Here is a 20,965-nt window from a genome sequence, read left to right as displayed (position 1 = left end):
GGGAAAGTTCGATCGTAGTCGCACTTTTGGTCCTGGGAAGTTTTGTTCTTTCGTTCAACTCGTTTTTCGAAAGTATCTTTATCTGTTTCGGAAATTACATCTCCTTGTCGTTTTGGAATCCGCTTCCGAATCTGGTGAGGCTACTCGTATTGTATGCGGCCGATCATCTTTCCCAAAGGGCTCTCGGGCATTTGGACATACTCGCGATATTTACCGCGTCTCCAATGTTCGTCTTGGTTCTATTCTTCTTTGTGTTTCCGAGAAACCAACTCTACTGGAGCGGAGCGAAGGAGCAGGTGAAGGAGATGACATCGACCCTGACTTCGTTCAACGGATACGCGTTCTTGGCGTCCATTTTCGCGATGATTTCGGATCGGATGGAAATCTTTTTTTTGAAGTGGTATCATTCTCAGGAATCTGCGGCCGTGTATGGAACCGCCTTACAATTGTTCAGCGGGTTCGTGATCTTATTTTCGGTGATCAATTCTCTCATCTATCCAAAACTATCCCGGCTCGTTGACTCCGAGGAATTTCCGAAATTTCTCTGGAAGTCTATGCTCCTCGCGGTCGGGATGGCGGTGTTGTTGTCTCCGGGATTTTTTCTCGCGGAGTGGATTCTCAACTTATTGTTCCGAGGAAAATACGCGGATTCGATCGGGGTCTTTCAGATACTCTATCCGAATTATATGTTACAACTCGTTTTTTCTCCGTTAGGAATCGCGTTATTCGCGCTTGGACAACCTCGGATGCTCGCGTTTCTTGCGCTACTCAGATTGGTCTGCGGACTTGTGCTCGCGAACGTATTGATACCCGAGTATGGGCCGACGGGCGCCGCATCCTCTTACTTTTTGGGTCAGATCGTATCCTGGCTCATTCTGACCGGATATTTCCTTGCATTCTTCCGAAGATGAGATTCGAAACACTTCTCTGAGAGGGAAGGATCGGGGCGGTTCCGCTCCGCGGACCGGGCTCTCCGCTCCAGTCAATAAATTCAAAAATTCTAAATTAGAAAAATCAAAAGTAACACGCAATTTATTGACTCCGCGTCGATCCCTACCGCAGATCCGAAACGAAAAAACGAATTGGCGAAAATTCGGAATTCTGCTCTGGATCGTATTGCCGATGACAATGATCAACGCGGAATCCTTTCCGGAATATCGACTCGATGATCTTCTTCTTTTACAGGAAGGAAAAAGGGACCTCAAAGGAAAAGGACGGTTTTCGTATCCCACAAAAGACACGGAGAAGATTGAGAAAAACGAGGATGTTTCCTCGCGATTCAACCCGAATCCGTCGACGAATTCTTCTTCTGCGTCGAATTTGGAAAATGCAAAGGATCCATATCCAGCGATGGTCGAAACGAATCGACCGAATTCCACGTTCTATGCAAACGCGACCTTGCTCTATCGGGGGCTGACTCAAGACGGAGGAAAACGGGAAGAACAGGCGCAGAGAAGTTTTTCGAGAGGAATCATAAGTCCCGAGTTTGGCTGGGTCCAGAAAAAAACAAACTTCTATCAGCAGATTCTGGTTTCTCCGTTTTTACAATACGAGGAAAGTTTGATCGGAACCAAAACGGTGACAAGAGGAGCGGACGGAGAATTTTTGTATCTAAGCGGTTGGGAAACTCCTTCCTGGAAACTCGGAGCCGAAGCGGGAAGGGGTTATCAAAGGCTCGATCGAAACGGTTTTCTCTTTGTGGGATTTTTAAACTACGGAGAATTTTTCGCACAGTGGAAACCTTTGGGACTTTCCTTCTCCGCGATCGGCGCTCAGATACAGGATTCGATTTTGTATTCCGAAAGAAATCGAAACGAATCTCCTCGAAGGATTTCCGGAACCAGTTTTTCCCTCTCCGATCATTATGGAATTCAGAACATTAGAATATTCTACTATATTTATCAAGAATCGAGACAAGATCCGGTCAAAGGTGATTGGTTTTTGAAGGAAAATCCTCTCCGTCCTTACGGTCGTTATCAATACTACGGATTCGAGTTTTCTTCCGCACCAAAGGCGGGTTTGAGTTTGGACTTGGACGGAATCGTGGTCAGCGGATTGCGGGAATACGGCCTGAACGCGTTTCAGAGTGATCGGACTTCCGTGTCGACTTTCGGATCCATGTTTGGAACGAAGTTAAACTGGCAAAGGCCGGAAGCGACGTATTTTATAGGGGGTCTTTATTCTTCAAAGGATCCGAATCTCCGAACCGATTCCGATTCCAACGGTTATTCCGGAATTCGAACGGACCCGCGGGGATACGGAGGAAAGACTTCCTTTCTTTTGATGGAAAGTCTGCTTCTCCAGGAAGGGACTGTATTCCGAGAAGACGGGACCGCTTCTCGACCCAATTTCGAAAACAAAGGACTTCAGCTCTTCCAAGTCGGAGCTCGTAAAACTTGGGAGAAACGATGGACTGCCCAGGCGATGCTTCTTACTTCTTCTTCTCCGATGGGAAGAGGTTGGGAGGGCATCGGAACGGCTGGGTTTCAATCAGAACATTCTTATATTCTAATGAGCCTTTCGTATGCGCTTGTCGATCCGCAAAAGCAGGAGAAAATTTTGTTCGATGAATGGACGAAAAAAGCGGACAAAAAGGAATATTCGCGGATTTATCTTTCAGCCGGTGTTTACTTTTGATTGTTGGGTTTCCACGGCCTTTTTAAGGGTTTTGCTAAAACGAACCTCGTTTCCGACCTCGTTGTAGATCAATTCATCCACGTTCATACGGACTAAAAAAATTCCCCTTCCGGAAAGGTGGCTTGCGTTCGGATCGGTGACGGGATCGGGAACCTTTGCCGGATCGAAACCCGCTCCGTGGTCTCTTAACAAAACGTAAATTTTCTGATTTTCAAAGCGAACTTCGAGTTGAACGACCTCGTTCAAGGCGTCGCAGATCTTATCGACGTGATCGAAATAGTTTACGTCCGAGGAAAGAAGCGTAGATTTCTTTTCGTAGTTGATTCCCGCCGAACCGTGTTCGATCGAGTTTCCGAGGAGTTCATAGAGTGCGAGTTTGATCGCGAGAATATCGTCCGTATGAATTCCGGGGATCAACGAGATCGACCGCATCACGAGATTGACGTATTGGTTTAGGTTTTTAAGGCTCGGTTTGATCGCGAATTGTTGTTTCGATTCGGTGAGTTGAAAGTGATTCTTACTGATCAACTCTTGGCTGGAAATAAATAAATTTTCGAATTTCTGGAGGGAATGACGGATCGCGTCCATTCGAAACGGTTTTATAAAAAAATCCACGGCTCCAAGGCGAAGCGCTCGGATGGAAACTTCGATGTCCTGGTTTCCCGTGATCACGATGAACGGAGTGTTGACCCCCATATCTCTGAGTCTGGAAACGAAGTCGATCCCACTCATCTTAGGAAGACGAACGTCGGTTACGATCAGATCAAAAGTGTGGTTTTTACTGATTTCGAGGGCTTCTTCGGCGGTTCCGGCGAGGGTAAGATCATGCAAAGAACCGAATATTTCTCGGAACAAATCTCGAATTACTTCTTCGTCATCTAAGAATAAGATTCGCATGGGACCATTCCGGAATCAAAAATTACATTTTCGAAATGGATCCGTCAAGAGATTATCACTCTAAATTGTCGAGTTTATCAAGATTATAATTTACAAGAATCTTCTGATTTAAGGATCGCAATTGATCTTTTTCAAACGTCGCAATCCGATTTCCCGAAAAACGAAAGACTACATACTCTTCTTGATTCTCGATTAAGATTTCTTTTAAGTCGGAAAGGGAACGAACACGTTTGTCGTTCACGGATTCTAAGATTTGATCCTGAAAATCGTGAAATCCCTGATTTTCTCCGTCCGGAAAAACTCGGCTGATAAAGACGAGGCGATTCTTTTCGGGATGAGACTTTTTGTTATACGATTCGTAGAGGTAGAGAAGTTTTTTATCCGAGTTTTCACGGTATTTGTCTCCGGATTCCTTCAAATAAGCGCCCGTAAGTTCCGTGAAAAACAAACCACCGGAGATGAAATACGAAGGAGGTTTGGTTCCCGACTTCGAGGGAATAAAAAAGAATTCTTCCGAATACGGCTTTAGATTGTATGAGATTTCCTTTCTTTTACCCGCGCGAAAAACTCCGAGAGTAATCTGAGTTCCGGGAGGGGAATGGTGGTGATTGTGAGAAAGGATTCTCGAATAAATTTCCTGACGATTCGGAGCCGACGAAAATTTCTGTCCGTTGATGCTATAGATCGCGTCTCCAGGAAATAAATTGTGAACCGGACCGATTCCTGGAAGCACTTCCGAAACCACAATTCCGAAGGAAGAATCCGGAAAATAGAAGTTTTTCTCGGGAACCGTAAGAGCGTCGTCGAAATAAAATCCTGGATGAGTGATCGGATTACTCGAAGCGCTGTGAAGAAAGGAACTCAGATACTCCGAAGGAATGTTCCATCGACCGTCCGAATAACCGCAGATTCCATTTTTTGAATATAAGAATTTTCTTTCATTTGAATCTTCTCTTTGGTGTTTGCTCATCCGAAGAATGGAGTTCGAGAAGTCCGGATTGGACCATTCCAATTTCTGGAAAAAATGGGAACATCCGGCTTGGTGTGAACCTAAAAAATGTGCTCGTCTTTTTTCGGAAAACTTTCCCCTGTGAGAAAAAAGGGCGAGCCCCGTTTCCGGATCGTGTTTGAAAATATACAAACGGGTTCCCGGTCTTGTCTCCGGGTTCATTTCGGAGAAGAGTGGAAATTCTCCGGGAGGAAGTAGCGCGAGGATAAAATCCTGATTTGCGATGATCGCCGGAATTTTTTTCTCGTAGTGCGCACCTTTCTGCCAAGGGTTTTGATGGGAGAATTTTCGGAAGTGAACGAGAATCGTCTCCGCAAATAACGAATCGGAAAGCGCAAAGCTTAAGAAAAAAACGAAAAGAACTTTTGAAAAAAAGGACTTCGATACGAATTGAGATAGGATCATTCGTCCGCCTCCGCGTCGAAACGCTTCTTAATACGAACATTGATCTTATCGATCGTTTCTTGATCGAGGACGATAGGAAGATTCACTCCTCGAAATTTCAAACTGATCGTTCCGCCGTAGAATTTTTTCCAGAGAGATTTGAAATCTTCCAGACTGGAAGGCGCACGATCGTTGATGGACTCCAAAATCTTATAACGATAACCAGAATACTTTGAGTTCAGCGGATCCGGATAAATTCCCGAAAGGATGATATCCCGGTCCGTGAATCGATAGAGTTCGTCCTGAATATAATAACTGTAGTGATAACGAAGGGAACTTTCCAAACGTTTAGAATCCCCTCCAGCGAGTGCGCGGTTCACCGGTTGGAATAAAAATCCTCCCGAAAGAAAACTCACCCCGGTTCCCTGTTGTCTATAAAGATCGAGTGAGGGAACACGTTTGAGAGTACCTTCGATCTTATAATTCTTTCCGTTCCGATAAAAGAAGATCTTCACCGGATCACCGATGAACTTGTTTTCGATCATTTCTCCGATAAAAACCCCGCTCGGATCCATAATTCCGCCTTCGTCGTTGAGATAGGCTTCGTCGATTTTATAAACGAAGTCCTCCGGTTTCAAAAGATCCGAAAAGGAAGAATCCGGATAAACGGTGTTGATCAGAATTCCGTTCAAACCCTCCGGAATCTTGAGATATTTTTTTAAGGAGGAAGAATAACCGTTTTGAAAACTAAAACCCGGAAACGGAAATCCGTGATAGGTTTCGTCTTCCACATCCTTTAGAAAATGATTGATCACCTCGGGAGGAATCAGATACGCAACGTTTCCTTGGGATTGACTGACCTGAAACGTAACGCCGGAAACTTTTCCGTTTTGAATCGCAGGACCTCCGGAATAACCGGGAACGATGTTCGCGTTGACACGGATCGCCTTTCTATAATCCAAACCTGTAAAGGAATAACGAACCCTTTCGAATCGGGAAACATTCCCGTTTTCTAATGTGATATTGTCGTCTCCCCCCGGATAGCCGAGTATGAGAAGGTTACTTCCGAGAGCAGGAGAGGAATCGGAAATCTCCAGCGGTTCGACGCCGTTGAAAAATTCCTCGTCTTCTATTTTTAAGATCGCGAGGTCGCAGTCGAAACCTAGGTGTTGAACGCTCGCCTTATAAAATTTACTGGAATTGAAATGTTTTACTTTGAGATAACTCGAGTTGGAAACGACGTGTGCGTTGGTAAGAATCCGGTTTCCCGAGATGATCATACCCGTACCGGCGTCCCGGGTGATGGACTTTTCGGAATAGCCGGATTGTTCTTCCTTTTCGGAAAATGTGTCGCTCCGGATGATCACGACGCTGTCGAGAAGGGCTTTGAGATCGGCTGAATTTCCGTTTTGAGCGGAAAGCGAAGATCCCAAAACAATACTTAAGAAAAGTAGAATATTCTGAAATGTATTTTTATTCATTGTAGATTTCCGCGTCTTGCCAGACGATTTTATCCGGTTCGATGGAATGGATTTTCAATTTTCCGAGATACTTGGCGCCTTCCTGGATCTGATCCGTGTCCTTGTCGTCCAGACGAATCTTTCCTAAAAAGTCGGATTTGATCCGGATAAAAGAATAGGGGGAAGAGGGAAGACAGCTCGCCTGAAACGAATAATACGTCGCCTTGTCCCAATAAAAATCGGAATCCTTTTTTAGAAAGATCAAAGGACAGGATGAATCGAAGAAGATTTCTTTTCCGGAGTTTAAGGCCCTTTTTGCCGGGTGTTTGGCGATGCTTAAGAAATACTGAAGACCAAAATTGTCCTTCGGATCTTTTTGAGGGCGGGGTTTATCGGAATGGATTTCCTGATTCGGTTTCTTTTTCGGATCCCAAGAGGAATGTTCTTCGACGCCGAGATCGTAAGACGGTTTTACTTCGAGATACGTTTTCTTACCGATCTTCAGCACTTCTCCAAGAGCGATTCTTTCCGGATTGTTTTTCCAAGAACTCCACTGAGAACCGAGATAGATAAAACCGGGAAATTTTTCCTCCTTACAACTGTAAGAGAGATAGATCACTTTTTCAAAACGACCGGATTCTTCAAAAACGCAAGGAGTGACCGGAACGGATCCGTGTTTTCTCTGGAAGGATCGAGCAAGCGATTCGGAAGGATTCTTTTGGAATTCTCTCAGGAAGGATTTGAATTCTTCTTGTACACTTCGGGTTGGATCGGGTTCGGCGGAAGTGTTTCCGACGATCGAGACCATTAAAAGTAGAATCCAGACAAAGAAGAATCGCTTTCTACGAAACGGTTTCGAAGAATCGGTTCTTAGAGTACGGCCTTTCCTGAATTCTCTTATCATTGTTAAGAATATCGGTTTTTGCTCCCCCAGATATTAAATCCCCTCGAGCAAAGAGATCGTTGGAAACAAATTCCGAATCGTTTTTTAGAATGGAATTCAAAGATTCTTCCGAAATCTGCTCCGAGAGGAATCAAAGAGGAAGATGAATTTTATTCTTCTCTTATGTCCCAAATTTCTGATCTTTTTTAAAAAAAAGTACATCGGAAATCTCAGGCTAAAAATAATGGTTAAATCCAAAGAATAAGACTCATTTCGATAGATAGGGTAGGTTTGCTTGTCCAGCTGGAATTTTATTAAAACTGATCTCAACGATAAAGACTTTTTGATCGATTGCCGTTCGTCTGCGGCGTATCAAGAATCTACTCTGAGAGGAGCGTATAGCTTTCCTTTTATTAAGAAGGCGTTCGCGTCGGATCCGGAATCTCAAAAAAAGATGACCGGTCCCATTGACGAAATATTGAAACTCATACAGAAAGAGGGAGCGACCCGTGTCATCGCCTTTGATGAAGGAATGGGGATGTTCGCATCGAGAATGGTTTTTCTTTTGAGAGCCGCCGGATATCAGAACGTGTTTCTCTATGGAAATCGTTGGCCTTCGCAGGGAGTGGCTCTGGAAAAAGGTTCGAAAGAAATGGAACTCGGACCCGGAGACAAACCGAAAAAGCTCGAAGGAGTCGTAGACAAAGCCTTCTTAGAAAAAAATCTGACTCGCCTTCAGATCTTTGATACAAGAACCCAAGAAGAATACGAAGGAAAACTTCCGCGGCTTACCGCGCCGGAACCGGGTTCTTTGTGCGGTCGTCTCCCCGGAGCATTTTTATGGGATTGGAGAATTCTCTACGACGGTCAAGGGAACTTGATCGAAAAAACTCAGTTCAATAAAAAATTGAGATCCTTTCCGTTTATGCCGGAACGAACCACGGTGATTTATGATTACAACGGCGCGAGATCTTCACTCCTCGCCTTGATGTTACGCGAAGTCGGTTATCTCGACGTTCATACCTATCAAGGTTCTTGGTTCGAGTGGAGAAGATCCAGTCTTCCAAAACAAGCCGTTTCCGTTTATGGACAGAGCGGGTCCAGTGCGGCCGCACCGAGAGTGGGTGGAACCGATCGTAAATCATCTTAGATAAGAATTTCTAAGAATCTTTTCGAGGTAAACGAAAGTTCGTTTCGAAAGAAAGATTGTAAAACAAAAAAGGATTCGGTAAACGAATCCTTTTTTTATAGGAGAACCACAGATTTGTCGTTTGTGTTTCCATCGAAAATCTTCTCAAAATCAAAAAAGAAAATAAAAATCTTTTTTTGAGAATTTTAATCGTTGTGTGAGTTCCCACAAATTACTTTTGTCCGAACTTCAAATCTTTCGTAACATCGAAGATCGTGTGAGTTCCTACATTTTGGTTTCCTTCGGGGGATCAAAATAAAGTTCACTGAGTTGCGGATTCCCTCCGCCGATTTGCAAAACTTCAGATCTTTCGTAACATCGAAGATCGTGTGAGTTCCCACATTTTGGTTTCCTTCGGGGGATCAAAATAAAGTTCACTGAGTTGTGGACTTCCCTCCGCCGATTTGGAAAACTTCAGATCTTTCGTATCATCGAAGATCGTGTGAGTTCCCACATTTTGGTTTCCTTCGGGGGATCAAAATAAAGTTCACTGAGTTGCGGACTTCCCTATGCCGATTTGCAAAATTTCAGACCTGCCGTAACATCGAAGATCGTGTGAGTTCCCACATTTGGAGTTCTTTCGGAAAGAAGCTTGGAAATAAATTAGAACTGGATTTTTGAGAGATCCCTGATACTTCGGTAGTATCTTTTTACCGGGAGTTTCCATGTTCTTACGGTCGTTATCGATTCTTGCGCTTCTTTTTTGTTTTTCCTTTTGCAATCGTCCATTCACAAATTACACCAGGCTTTCGCTTCCGTCGGAGAAACAATTCCGTTTTGGAAAAGGATTCCAAGCCGTTCAAAAAGAGGAAGTCTTGGAGATTCGCTCCTCGCAGGGAATTTTTCTGGAACTCTCTTTGCGATCTCCTTTCTTATCCGCGGCCAAAGGAGAACAGAAAGTAAAATCGAAGTTCGCCTCTTTTCATATCGACGATCGGATTTTATCCCGCTGTAATTCCCAGAGTATAGATTCGATCCTCGCTTCTGAAAAAGAACTGAAAATTTCGGGAAAACTCGAAGGAGAAAATTGCAAGAGCGACTATGAAGTTCGGTTTCTACCGTTAGACGAAACCGCTATGGACTTCCATGTTGTTTTTTCCGATTCTTCATTGAATCGAACGTTTTTTCGAATCCTTTCCGAGGAATCCGAAAACATTTTCGGTCTCGGGGAACAATTCACACATTTCAATCTAAAAGGAAGAGCTCCGTTTTTGTTCACGGAAGAACAAGGACTGGGAAGGGGAGATCAGCCGATCACGGCGGGTGCGAATCTGACTGCGGGAGCGGGTGGAAACGAATATTCCACTTACACTCCGATACCGTTCTTTCTGACTTCCGGAAACCGTTCTCTCTTTTTTGAAAACAGTTCGTATTCCATCTTTGATTTTTCCAAACCGGAAGAGATCACGATCGAATTTCGAGAGAACGGTTTGAAAGGAACGATCTGGAAAGATGTTACCCCGACCAAACTCCTTCAGAAATTCACGCAGAAGACGGGGAGGGTTCCGATTCTTCCGGATTGGGCGTATGGAACTTGGTTCGGAATCCAAGGCGGAAAGGATGTCGTTTTAAAAAGAATCGAAGAAGCTAAGAAGGCGGGAAATCCGATCACGGCTCTTTGGATCCAGGATTGGGTGGGAAGGAGAAAAACGAGTTTCGGCTCCCAGCTTTGGTGGAGATGGATCTCTGACGAAAAATCATATCCCGATTTTAAAAAATTCTGCAAGGACTTAAACGCACAAGGGATTTCTGTATTAGGATATTTGAATCCTTTTCTAGCAAATGAAGGACCTCTTTTTGAAGAAGCGGTTAAAAAGAATTATATCGTAAAAGATAAGAACGGAAAAGACTACGAAATTGCGACCGCGGGTTTTCCGGCATATCTACTCGATCTTACAAATCCGGAAGCCGTGAAGTGGATCCAAGGAATCATCCAAAAAAATCTGATCGGCTCCGGTCTTTCGGGTTGGATGGCGGACTTTGGAGAATGGTTGCCTCTCGACGCCGTCCTTCATTCCGGAGTGAACGCCGAACTCTATCACAATGTGTATCCGGTCGAGTGGGCTCGTATCAATCGAGAAGCGATTCTACAAGCGGGAAAGGAAGGGGAGGTCGTATTTTTTACTCGGGCGGGTTATAGCGGATCGATGAAACATTCCACTCTTTTTTGGGAAGGGGACCAGATGGTGAGCTGGGGAGAACACGACGGTTTGACCTCGGCGCTCACGGGTCTTCTCTCCGGGGGCCTTAGTGGAATCTCTCTCAATCACAGCGACGTCGGCGGTTATACGACGATCAACAATCCGATCAGAGACTACCACCGTTCAAAGGAGTTGTTTCTACGTTGGGCGGAATTGAACGTATTCAGTCCCGTTTTTCGAACACACGAAGGAAATCGTCCCGAAAAAAATCATCAGGCTTACAGCGACGAAGAAACGATCCGAGAATTTGCGAGATACGGAAAGATGCACTTCGCATTGAAAGAATATCTGCAAAGCCTCGTCAAAGAAGCATCACTTACGGGTCTTCCCGTTGTTCGCCCCTTGTATCTGCACTACGGAAATGACCGCAGAACGCACGAGATCAAAACAGAATTTTTGTTAGGCGAAGATCTCTTGGTTCTTCCCGTTTTACAAAAAGGGGAAACGTCCGTAAGCGGATATCTTCCCGATGGAGAATGGGAGCATCTCTGGTCCGGAAAAAGTTACTCCGGAAAACAAGAGATCGAAGTGGAAAGTCCTTTGGGAAGTCCCGCGATCTTTGTAAGAAAGAATGGGGTCTGGTCGCAAAAGTTGAAAGCCGCCCTTTCCCCTTTCAAACGTTAAGCGAAGAAAAAAAAGTTTGCGGTTCCGAAATTGTAAAAGCCGCAAATAAGATAAATTGAATATTCTTGAGTGATGTAATGAAGCTTACTTTTTTTTTCCCAATATTTACGCTCTTCTTGATTTCTTGTAGTACGCGAGGAAGCGAGTCGCAAATTCATATCGATTCCGGAAACAAATTCGATAAAAAGGGAAGACTTGCGTTTCAAATCGAAAGATCGGAAGAACTAAATTCCGTGATACGGATCTCGATGATGAAAAAAGAATCCTATCTTTCCAACGGAAGAGTTTTTAAAGAAGAATTATCGATCACCGATCAGTTTCCGGAAAAAACGATGACGATCGATCTTCCGGAAGGGGATTATGTGGGTTCGATTCGGATCGAATCCAAAAATTCATACGCTCCTTTCAAAAATCGAATCTATTCGACGACCGTCCTCTACTTCGACGAAAAGAAGAGTTCCTCATTTCACGCATCCGAACCATCCGAGTTTCTCCCACTGGACGCACATCTCAAAATGAAACATCCGGGCTATAACGAATACTTTGGATATCAAAACCGGGAAACCTATTACGAATATTCTCCTTTGGAAATACGCCTCGGCTCCGAGAGAAAATTTTTCGTAAAAGAATTGAGGGAAGAAAAACTGAATCTGAAAAAAACAGGACTCATTTGGGCTTGGTTCGGATTGGCTGTCACCAACCCGGCCTTCTATCCCGGGATCTACGCCGCGGTCTACGGAAGTTTCTTCTTGGGACCGGTGATTTTCGGTGTCGCGATCTACGATCGTAAAACGGAAGTTGCGGATCGAGATGAAACGAAGGCTCAAAAAGAGGCTTTTCACCTGACCAAATCCGAAGGGCCGCGGTAAAAGAGACGTTTAAATATATTCACACGTTGATCGATTAGAAGCCCGCCTTTCGTTTGTGATCTCTCAATCCAGGACCGACGGTCCGGAACTCCTCTCTGTGACATCGAATCACTTTCAAGTTTATAGAAGTAAAGGCTTTTGAAACACGAGAACTGTTTCTCGATAAAGAATATCTTGGACATACGATTGAGAGCAATTTAAGAAAAAGAAAAATTCGATATAGGATTCCAAATAAAAAGAATACTAGAACATCCGAAATTATCCGCCCTTAAAAAGTTTCGATGGGTCGTTGAGAGAGTATTTGCTTGGATTCATTCTTTTCGGGCTTCTAAAACCGGCTGGGAATTGAAAGAAAATGATAATATAGCCATTCTCAAGAATGCCTTACTTTTTTTTAAGAATTGATTTAGAGAAGTTTTGCGACGAATTCTGACAAGAATTCAGGTTTTGTTCGTTAGGCGAAACAGCCTAAACTCAGTAGAATAATTTATTTACTAGAGTTGACTTCAGAGGGTGAATTAAAAAACTATAATTAAATAATATGATAGAAACGAAAAGGCTTCGTATAATGCCGTTAACTTACGACCAACTAGTAAAGTATACAAAGTGCGATAACTCTTTAGAAGATGAGTTGCAATTGAATGAAACTTCAAGGACAATTTCTCCTGAATTAAAAGAAGCTTTTGAAAAAACGATCCTCCCGAATGTAGCCAACAAGAGTAAAAACTATTTATTTTCCACACTTTGGACAGCAATTTCAAAAACAGAGAATAAAATGATCGGGGACTTGCTTATAGTTGGAGAACCGGACGCAGAAGGTCAGATTGAAATCGGTTACGGAACGTATGACGAATTTCAAAACAAAGGATTTATGACTGAAATTGTAAGTGGAATGATTGGATGGATTAGAATGCAACCAAGCGTGAAATCAGTCGTCGCTTCGACTGAGAAAACGAATGCGGCCTCTTATAAGGTCCTTGAAAAAAATAATTTCATAAAAATCGGAGAGACCGAAACTTTATCGAATTGGAAGTTGATTTTAGAAAAGTAACAGGCATTTAGGTTAGAAATAGAACGGCTTTTGGCTTGATCGCAAAAGGAAGTTTATCTCAATTTTTAATCTTGCGAAAAATATGGACGCTCTTTCCAAATTGAAAGCGGATCTCTAAAAATATAGACAGTAACGTATCTCATAGGGGCCGGTAATGTAAACACGGTGCGGAACGCGAAAAATGATTCTTTGGGATCGAGATCTAAATACGAAAAAAACGGAACAACGAGGTTTTTTCATTGAAAGCGATGGATAGTATATTCAAAAAGTTGCATCCATTTTGGAGGAACGATTTGATCGCGAGGTTTTGTTCCGGTTTTGGAAGGGTTCTCAATAAGAATCCGCTTTTTTTATCGATTCTTTTTTCTTCCGCATTGACCGCTCAGGAATTTAAAACCGGAGTGCACTTGATCAATCGGGACAAAGTATCTCATACGATCGTTTATACGGAAAGTATGAGTCCGTCTTCTAAGATTTGTTTCGTAAAGAAGTCTACAAAGGCAATGAAAAACGGAATCGTCCCGGTTTCTCAGAGGGAGAACGTAAAAGGTTTTCGGATTCTTTCCAGGGAAAACGATTCGAAGAAATTTCAGACGATCACAACGGCAGTGATTGAGGCGGGAACGACCCTTTCCTGTTTGAGTATGGAACTCGATTCTCTTACTTTCGGAAAAGAAGGATGGAATCAAAAAATTAAGGATCAAACTCTGATTATAGAAAACGGAAGTCTCATGTTTGGAAAAAAGTAGAAATTATATTTCACTCGTTTCGGAGATTGTTTCTTTTTAGGAAAACAAGAACGTCCAAAGTTGAGGTTCAAACGTTTTGAAATTCTTCAAAACAAATGACCCTTAAGAATTATCGAATTTTCCACTAAAAAGGTAAAAGGGTTTATCCAAGGGTATCATTATCCGAAGAACGAGCGGTTTGATTCTTCCATTGACAACGAAAGCGAGTTGCAAAGAGTCTAACGCATACATGGATTCGACTTTGGAAAAGCAAAAAACACCGATCGTCTTCTTTGACGGAGTTTGTAATCTCTGTAACGGAACCGTCCTATTCTTCTTGGATCATAACCCGGAAAAAAATCTTCGATTCGCGAGCCTACAATCTGCGTCTGCGGAGCGGATTCTTGGAAAAAAAGTTCTCCCGAACGATTCTCCATCCTCCGTTCTCTTTTTGGAGAATGGGGTTCTTTACGAAAAGTCGACGGCGGTTTTGAAAATCGCGATTCATCTTTCCTTTCCCTGGAGCCTGGCCCCAATGTTTCGATGGATTCCCGCGTCTTTACGGGACGTCGTTTATGATTGGATTGCAAAAAATCGATATCGGTGGTTTGGAAAGAGCGAAGCTTGTAGAATCCCGAGTCCGGAATACAAATCCCGCTTTTTAGAATCCGAATAACAGAACGATTGTCTCGTTCTTTTTGCAACGCATCAATTCAAAAAGAAGGAGGCGGCGTTTACCGCTTTCCTTTTTCTTCCGAAGAAGGTCGCGTCCGCAATTTTTGAACAATTCAGAAAAACCTTTGGAAAAGTAGGAACTCCTTCTTTCCCAAATAAGAATCAAATCTCAATAGCAAAGTCTGGAATCCTAAAAACGAACCAAATACTCTGAAATTTGAACTATACTTGTTAAAATTCATGAAATCTATATAGAATCATTCTGTATCGTTCATTCTTGCTCGGGGAATCCGGTCGAAAAATCCTTGAATGGAATCCCCAGACGGGAAGACTGACTTCAGAAGTTGTTTTCCGTTGCCGAACATGGAAATAGGCCCCGGACACCGAGGCTCTTGTTGGCGACATATTTGGGAATCTACAATATGAAAAGAAAAACTGGCTACATACTGGCGGGATTGCTTGTTCTTGGGCTCTTGTTCAGCATCAAATCCTTCGCCAATACGAATTTAGAAGAAATCAAATTGGACAATCAGTATCTTCAGACCTACAGAGGCACGGAAGGAATCTGGATTGTCCCCAATCGTGTGAAAGAATCTGTGAGCGACCTGGTCCACAACTTTGGAACCACGGAGCACGAGATCAAACGGGTCAACGGAATCCCGGACAACGAAAGAATTCCGGTCAACGAACCCGTATTCTTCCCTTATAACGAAAATTATACGAGAAGTCTCCTTCTCGAGGACAAAGGAAGAGAGATTCTTCGCACCGACCAGAGAGAATTTATCTGGCCGATCAGCTTCAAACATTCCTTCGTAACTTCTCGTCTGGGAAGAAGATGGAATGCGATGCATTCCGGAGTGGATATCGCCTGTCCTACCGGATCGATCGTCATCGCGGCGGCGGACGGAGTGGTTCTGGAATCCAAAAAGGACGGGGGATATGGAAATAAAATTCTTCTTTCCCATCCCGGAATCAATCAGATCAACACTCTCTACGCTCACAATTCTCTTCTTTATGTAAAAGAAGGGGACAAGGTTAAAAAAGGGCAGATCATCGCTCTTTCCGGAAACACGGGACATACGACCGGTCCTCATCTTCACTTCGAAGTCCGCTATCAAAACGTAGTTTTAAATCCGGAACACTACCTTCCGGTCTTTCAATCATCTTCCGAGGGTCGTGTTGCGATCGCGCGGGAGACCATCGAACCCTAAAGTGTCCATTCGCCGGGATTTTTGGAATCCGGATCTCTTCGAAACCCTTTCCCGGCTTTCTCCCGGGAAAGCCGCATTCGATTTTGATAATACTCTTGTAAGAAACGATTTTGGGGAAGCCGTAATGGAACTCTTCCTTTCGCAAGGAGTTCCGGCGTATCAAAAAGACATCGCTTCTTTCTTTTCGGAGAAGAATCGGGAACGAATTCTCTCTTCAAGATTCAAAGATCCTCTCTTGTTCCGTTCCCTCGTTTTAGAGGAATACGACTTGATCCAAAGAGAATCGGGTTTGGAAGCTTCCTATCGCTGGAGCTCCTGGATCTTTTCCGGACATTCTCCCGAGGAATTAAAGACGATTTCCAGGTCGGTCTGGAATCAGCACTCAGGCGATTCCGATTCACTTTCCGTAAAGATCTACGAACCGATGAAAGAATTGGTACATCACTTACAAACTTCCGGTTGGGACGTTTGGATCGTGACCGCTTCTCCTCAAGAAATCATCCAATCCGTTTCTACCCTTTTTGGAATTCCGGAAGAAAAGGTTTTAGGAATGCAACTTTCTCTTGAGGATGGAATTCATTCTTCTCAAATTTTAGAACCGTTTACGTATGGAAAGGGAAAGGTGGAACGTTTTCAAAACGCAGTCGGTGCGTTGCCCGTTCTCGCCTTCGGAGATTCCGTAAACGACTTTCCTCTTTTAGAATCAGCGAAACTCGGAGTTTTTTTGGATCGAGAAAAAGGAACCGTCCCTCCGCAGGGAACGAAGATCCAAAGTCTTCGAGGATGGAACGTTCTCGAAGGAGTTTCGATCTGAAGTATGAATACGGATCCGAAGGGAGTTTTGGTTCTTGTTTCCGTCTCTCTCGGAAATCCGGGTGACCTAACACAGAGAGCCAAAGAAATATTAGAACATTCTGATATACTCATAGGGGAAGAATCCAGAACGACTTCCACTCTTCTCAAATCGCTATCCATCGAAAAGGAATTCTTTCTCTGCAATGAACATTCCACTCCGGAAGACATTCGCGTTTTGGGAGAAAAGGTGATCGGTGCCGATTGCACCGCCTTGATTTCGGACGCCGGAACTCCGGGGATCGAAGACCCGGGCAGGGAACTCGTCCAAGAAGTTTTGAGAAGAGGAGGAACTGTCAAGAGCGCACCCGGTGCCATTGCTTTTGGGGCGGCTCTTAGCATTTCCGGATTCAAAATTTCTCCTTTCACATTCTGCGGTTTTCTTTCCAGGGAATCTCCGGATCGTAGAAAAGAATTGGGTCGATATTTGAAATTGGGACATACGCTCGTTTTTTATGAAACTCCGTATCGTTACAAGGCCGTCCTTCACGATCTTGACTTTGCTCTGAAAGAAGCAAAGGAAGACAGAAACGTTTTTCTTTGTTTGGATCTCACCCTAGAATCCGAATTTCAATTTCGCGGTAAAATTTCCGAACTTCTAAAAAATCTGGATTCTCTTCCGAAAGGAAATCCTGTAATCGTCGTTTCCCAGAGAAAGGGTGGACCGGTTTTTAGGAAGGACCCAAAAACGTTTCCTAAAAAGAATTCTCAAAAACCGAAAAACAAAAGATAGTTTTTGATTCAAGGGATTACTTTGTTTGAAATAGAATCGTATCCATCCAAGAAAATGTTAGAATAAGAATATTACATATCCGCCATGTCGATCGTTTTTAAGAATTGAGCTCTATTTTGGAATACGGATTCCTCGATCGGAAAGGTCGAAATTTCGGAAACTTTTTGACACTGCGGATTTTTTTCCGAAGAAAACGCTGTGCGTTCTTGTGTTCGAAAGATTGGAAGAAATCCGATTTCCCTTTTCGCATTCTTATTCTTTGGCGTAAACAAGGCGAAAATTTTCACATTCGAGTTTTTTAATACGTTGATTCTAAAAACACCCGAAGGTTCCACGTTGCCGTAGCTCGTTCCGAAATAATCGATTCCAACTCCTTGGATCAAAAATTCTTCCGGATTTTTTGATAGGATTCTTCCCGTGACACAGGTAAATTCCGGTTTCGGTTTGTCGAAGTTCCACCAGCCTGAGGAATCGATTTTGGAATAGATTTGAAAAGGAATCGTATCCGATCCTTCGATTTCGGATATCGCTGTGCTTTCCCGGTTTTGGGAAAGCAATTCCCAGTTTCCCTTCGTATAACGATATATGTTGGAACCGTTTGGATCCGATAAGGCTACCATTTCAACGGTTAGATTTTTTTTGGGTTCGATTCGTTTTCCTTCCTCGTCATAAAAAGCGAGATAAAACATCCCCGTTGATTCTAAAAGTAAATTTGGTCCAATTTGTGTGGGAACTCCCGCAAAAAGAAAATCGGAGTGTTTGTTTAAGATCGTGATCCTTGTTTCCACTTTTTTAGAATGGGAAAAGGCTCCGGCGGGGATTGTGAGTTTAAAATTTCCGGCGTCTATGACGGTTTCCCTATTAGAAAGGAAGGATTGTATGAACGGTTTTAGAATAGAAAATCCAAACGTGCTGGGGTTTGAAGTCGATTTGGAAATTTCCCAGCGCTCTTCTTGTTTTGTTAGTATTTTGTTTCGTTCCTCTTGGCTCAAGTTGGGATCACTCGGGTCTTGCGCATCCATCCCCGAGACAAGAAACAAGGATAAAAAGGATAAATACACTGTAAGTCGTTTCATACGTACGTTATCGATTTTTACAAAACAAACTTGAGAGGTGTTCTAATTTCTCGCGCGGATTTCGAACTCTCTTCATGCTCCGATCGGATTTTTTTTAAAAGAAAGGGTCGGTTGAAAGATCGCTCATAGCGTATTTCATTCGAATGGAAACGAATCAGGCGCAAAAAACCGAGCTTTTCCAAACCCTCTCGATAAGACGAAAAAGAAGGGCTTTGAGGTCTCAAAGGATCAAGGATTTGTTCTTAAATCGATCTAAAGAAGTCTATCAAAGCATTAGAATTTCTTTAAATACTCTGGCATTTCCGGTAAAGTGTTTTCCGTCCAAACCCAATCGCCCACGAGTGAAACGATAGGAGCCGATTCTCCATCCAAGATAGCGACTAATGCTTTTTTTAGATCGTTTTGAGACGTTAGGCGAAATGGAATATTCGGAAATTTGGAGGTAAAGGAGGATTCCTCTTGTTTTGCGACGTATTGAAGAAAAAAATCAGGAAAACTTAGACCCGATTCTTTTTGTTTTTTAAGAAGTTCCTGTAGATCTTTGTCTTGCGATTTTTTCCCCATTCTCTGGAGGATGATCGTAATTCCCCGAACACTCTGACTAAAAAACGAACCCGCGCGGATGATCTTTCGGTGAGGCGGATTTTGAATCGCCCATTCTTCCATCTTTCTTTTGATAAAAGCAAGAGAACCGTAGAACGGTTGAAGATGCGGCCTATAGTAGTAAGCGGAATAGCCTACGCTCAGATTCGGTTTCAATTTTTCTTCGATCGCAATCATCGGATCCAAACAAAATTTCGCGGCATCCTTGATATCGTTTTCCGGTGTTTCGGAAACGGGATAACCCAGGTTTCCCCTGGCGGGAGTGTATACAAAAAGGTCGATCTTCTCGATACCATTTTTTTTCAAACCATCATACAAAAGTTCAAGAGAAACTTTCGGATCGTCCAAGTTGATTTTTGTGATCGTTAGATCTGCTTCTGGAAGGGCCGAATCTTTGCTTGTAGTGGCGATGACCTTCCATTCTTCTTTGTTTTTTTCTGCGAATTCCCGAACCGCTTCGACCGCACTTTGTCCGGCGACTCCGCTCGTTCCGATGATGAGTGCATTTTTTAACATGAAAATTCTCCGTTCGCAGGAGATAGTTCTCAAGAAGTGTTCTTTGTCTTTCTATTTTAAGGAGAATTCGGAAAAAAGAGAAGCATCGATCGATATCCCTTCTAAGAATTTTTGGAAGTCTTGCGGAGGAGGACAGAGAATTTTTTCTTCGACTCCCTCCCTTTCAAAAAAGGAAACTCCTAAAGCGTGTAATAGCGAACGTTTGGCTTTCGGGAATCCTCGAAGATTCGGCTTTGTATTTTTGTTTTTTTCACCTAACGAAGATTTATCGGAAAATCCATAGACCTGATCCCCGACGATCGGAAACCCTTTTTCACTCAGATGAAACCGAATCTGGTGTCTTCTTCCGGTATGAAGTTTTGCAAGAAGGACGGAATAGTTTTCTTTCGAATTCCGTTTTAATACGACGAATTCGGTTACCGCCTTGTCTCCTCCGGAGAACACTTTTTTGACCCTTTTGTTTCCGTCCTTGAGATAACAGGTTTCCGTAAAACGATTCTCGGGAATGATTCCCGATGCAACGCAGAGATAAATTTTTACGGAAGTTCTTAGAATTTGATCGGCTTCCTTGTTTTTTTCAGGATTCTTACAAAAAAATACGAGACCACTCGTATCCAGATCGAGTCGATTTACGGTTCTTAAAAAAGGAAGAGCGAGTTGATTTTGAAGGAGATCGGAGAAGTTTTCTCTTTTGGAATCCTTGGTTGCGTGGACCGGAATCCCGGAAGGTTTTTCGGCGAAAAGAAAAAAATCCGATTGGTAGAATATTCTAAAATTGGAATGTTCTTTAGGCATTCTTCTGTCTTAGGTCCAAGAGAGAACTCCTGAAATTTTTTTCGTCTTTGAGAATGGAAAAGAATGTCCGGTCGGTCGTCTCCACGATGCGCACCGCCTTCCCGACGAGTTCTTTTCCTTCGGAGGTTAGGAACAAACAATTGGCCCTCGAATCCGCAGGATCCTGCTTTCGTGTCAGAAGTTTTTTGGATTCCAGACTACGAATCACTTTGGAGGTCATCATCACGTCGGTCTTCGCGTGTTCAGCGAGTCGGACTTGTGTCGCTTTTTGGCCCGCTTCTTCAAACCAAGCTAAACTCGCGAGAAGAACAAATTGAACGTGCGTTAGATCCAGGCTGAGCAAATTTTCCCGTATTTTCTTTTGCCAGAGATTTGTGATCTGCCAAAAGAGAAAGCCCGTGCTTTCTTCCGCTTTTTCTTCTTTGAATATGGATTTGGATTTCATAACCTTCTTCTCGAGCGTGTTTCATCCTAATTTTCGAACTCGGGTTGTAAAGTGGGATTGTTTTTCCATTTCTGCGAACCGGACGTTGGAACTCCGGCCGTGGTTTTCCCAGATGGAAATTGAAGGG

The 20,965-nt window shown here is 43.3% G+C and carries 20 protein-coding genes (1 of these 20 cut by a window edge); 12 read left to right on the top strand and 8 right to left on the bottom strand.

The window, feature by feature from the left end:
* Positions 1-911, top strand: the 3' portion of a protein-coding gene (locus tag DLM75_RS13720) for an oligosaccharide flippase family protein (RefSeq protein ID WP_118969054.1). The gene continues 376 nt to the left of window position 1, outside the view; the window shows 911 of its 1,287 coding nt (coding positions 377-1,287); the start codon falls outside the window, past its left edge; its stop codon occupies positions 909-911.
* A 16-nt stretch (positions 912-927) separates the two neighbouring features.
* Positions 928-2,637 (top strand): hypothetical protein, encoded by a 1,710-nt coding sequence (locus DLM75_RS13715; protein WP_118969187.1) that lies wholly within the window; start codon positions 928-930, stop codon positions 2,635-2,637.
* On the opposite strand, the gene DLM75_RS13710 is transcribed toward DLM75_RS13715, so the two are convergent.
* From DLM75_RS13710 to DLM75_RS13695, 4 genes are read right to left on the bottom strand one after another with little or no spacing between them, the layout of a single operon-like run.
* Positions 2,617-3,534: an ATP-binding response regulator gene (locus DLM75_RS13710; protein ID WP_118969053.1), complete on the bottom strand. Its 918-nt coding sequence runs from the start codon at positions 3,532-3,534 to the stop codon at positions 2,617-2,619. The two genes, DLM75_RS13715 and DLM75_RS13710, sit on opposite strands and share 21 nt — an antisense overlap.
* A gap of 55 nt (positions 3,535-3,589) precedes the next feature.
* Complete coding sequence (locus DLM75_RS13705) at positions 3,590-4,948, bottom strand: PDZ domain-containing protein (RefSeq protein WP_158586475.1); 1,359 nt, start codon at positions 4,946-4,948, stop codon at positions 3,590-3,592.
* Positions 4,945-6,408, bottom strand: a complete 1,464-nt coding sequence (locus tag DLM75_RS13700) for a S1C family serine protease (RefSeq protein ID WP_118969052.1) — start codon at positions 6,406-6,408, stop codon at positions 4,945-4,947. Before DLM75_RS13700 ends, DLM75_RS13705 begins: the two co-directional genes overlap by 4 nt.
* Positions 6,401-7,291, bottom strand: a complete 891-nt coding sequence (locus DLM75_RS13695) for an LIC11113 family protein (protein WP_118969051.1) — start codon at positions 7,289-7,291, stop codon at positions 6,401-6,403. Before DLM75_RS13695 ends, DLM75_RS13700 begins: the two co-directional genes overlap by 8 nt.
* Positions 7,292-7,565: 274 nt before the next feature.
* On the opposite strand from DLM75_RS13695, the gene DLM75_RS13690 reads away from it, so the two are divergent.
* From DLM75_RS13690 to rsmI, 10 genes are all read left to right on the top strand, one after another.
* Entirely contained in the window at positions 7,566-8,420 is an 855-nt protein-coding gene (locus DLM75_RS13690) for a sulfurtransferase (RefSeq protein ID WP_118969050.1), read from the top strand.
* Between the two features lie 704 nt (positions 8,421-9,124).
* Positions 9,125-11,284 carry an alpha-glucosidase gene (locus DLM75_RS13680; protein ID WP_118969048.1) on the top strand — a complete coding sequence of 720 codons (2,160 nt, stop codon included), beginning with the start codon at positions 9,125-9,127 and terminating at the stop codon, positions 11,282-11,284.
* A gap of 77 nt (positions 11,285-11,361) precedes the next feature.
* Positions 11,362-12,153 (top strand): hypothetical protein, encoded by a 792-nt coding sequence (locus tag DLM75_RS13670; protein WP_147456639.1) that lies wholly within the window; start codon positions 11,362-11,364, stop codon positions 12,151-12,153.
* A gap of 219 nt (positions 12,154-12,372) precedes the next feature.
* A complete protein-coding gene (locus DLM75_RS25030; protein WP_429945474.1) occupies positions 12,373-12,558 on the top strand; it encodes a transposase in 186 nt (61 codons plus the stop codon).
* Between the two features lie 136 nt (positions 12,559-12,694).
* Positions 12,695-13,204: a GNAT family N-acetyltransferase gene (locus DLM75_RS13665; RefSeq protein WP_118969045.1), complete on the top strand. Its 510-nt coding sequence runs from the start codon at positions 12,695-12,697 to the stop codon at positions 13,202-13,204.
* Positions 13,205-13,497: 293 nt separating this feature from the next.
* Complete coding sequence (locus tag DLM75_RS13660; RefSeq protein WP_158586474.1) at positions 13,498-13,953, top strand: hypothetical protein; 456 nt, start codon at positions 13,498-13,500, stop codon at positions 13,951-13,953.
* A gap of 229 nt (positions 13,954-14,182) precedes the next feature.
* A complete protein-coding gene (locus tag DLM75_RS13655; protein WP_118969043.1) occupies positions 14,183-14,608 on the top strand; it encodes a thiol-disulfide oxidoreductase DCC family protein in 426 nt (141 codons plus the stop codon).
* Between the two features lie 421 nt (positions 14,609-15,029).
* Positions 15,030-15,818: a M23 family metallopeptidase gene (locus DLM75_RS13645; RefSeq protein ID WP_118969041.1), complete on the top strand. Its 789-nt coding sequence runs from the start codon at positions 15,030-15,032 to the stop codon at positions 15,816-15,818.
* 1 nt (position 15,819) lies between these two features.
* Positions 15,820-16,632 carry an HAD family hydrolase gene (locus tag DLM75_RS13640; protein WP_118969040.1) on the top strand — a complete coding sequence of 271 codons (813 nt, stop codon included), beginning with the start codon at positions 15,820-15,822 and terminating at the stop codon, positions 16,630-16,632.
* A 3-nt stretch (positions 16,633-16,635) separates the two neighbouring features.
* Positions 16,636-17,403 carry a 16S rRNA (cytidine(1402)-2'-O)-methyltransferase gene (gene rsmI / locus DLM75_RS13635; protein WP_118969039.1) on the top strand — a complete coding sequence of 256 codons (768 nt, stop codon included), beginning with the start codon at positions 16,636-16,638 and terminating at the stop codon, positions 17,401-17,403.
* A 71-nt stretch (positions 17,404-17,474) separates the two neighbouring features.
* Here the strand turns inward: rsmI and DLM75_RS24695 are convergent, their stop codons facing one another.
* From DLM75_RS24695 to DLM75_RS13615, 4 genes are all read right to left on the bottom strand, one after another.
* Positions 17,475-18,479, bottom strand: coding sequence for a hypothetical protein (locus tag DLM75_RS24695; protein ID WP_241547919.1), 1,005 nt, complete (start codon positions 18,477-18,479; stop codon positions 17,475-17,477).
* Positions 18,480-18,752: 273 nt separating this feature from the next.
* On the bottom strand, positions 18,753-19,598 hold the full coding sequence (locus DLM75_RS13625; protein WP_118969038.1) for an SDR family NAD(P)-dependent oxidoreductase: 846 nt from the start codon (positions 19,596-19,598) through the stop codon (positions 18,753-18,755).
* Between the two features lie 51 nt (positions 19,599-19,649).
* Positions 19,650-20,393, bottom strand: coding sequence for an RluA family pseudouridine synthase (locus tag DLM75_RS13620; RefSeq protein WP_118969037.1), 744 nt, complete (start codon positions 20,391-20,393; stop codon positions 19,650-19,652).
* The gene (locus DLM75_RS13615; RefSeq protein ID WP_118969036.1) at positions 20,386-20,838 is read right to left on the bottom strand and encodes a MarR family winged helix-turn-helix transcriptional regulator; all 453 of its coding nucleotides are present in this window, start codon (positions 20,836-20,838) and stop codon (positions 20,386-20,388) included. The genes DLM75_RS13620 and DLM75_RS13615 overlap by 8 nt, the downstream gene beginning before the upstream one ends.
* Positions 20,839-20,965 lie beyond the last annotated feature (127 nt).

Origin of the sequence: Leptospira stimsonii, assembly GCF_003545885.1 — a bacterium.
GTDB lineage: Bacteria > Spirochaetota > Leptospiria > Leptospirales > Leptospiraceae > Leptospira > Leptospira stimsonii.
The sequence above is the reverse complement of the archived record's forward strand: the minus strand, read 5'-3'. Positions and strand labels throughout refer to the sequence as shown.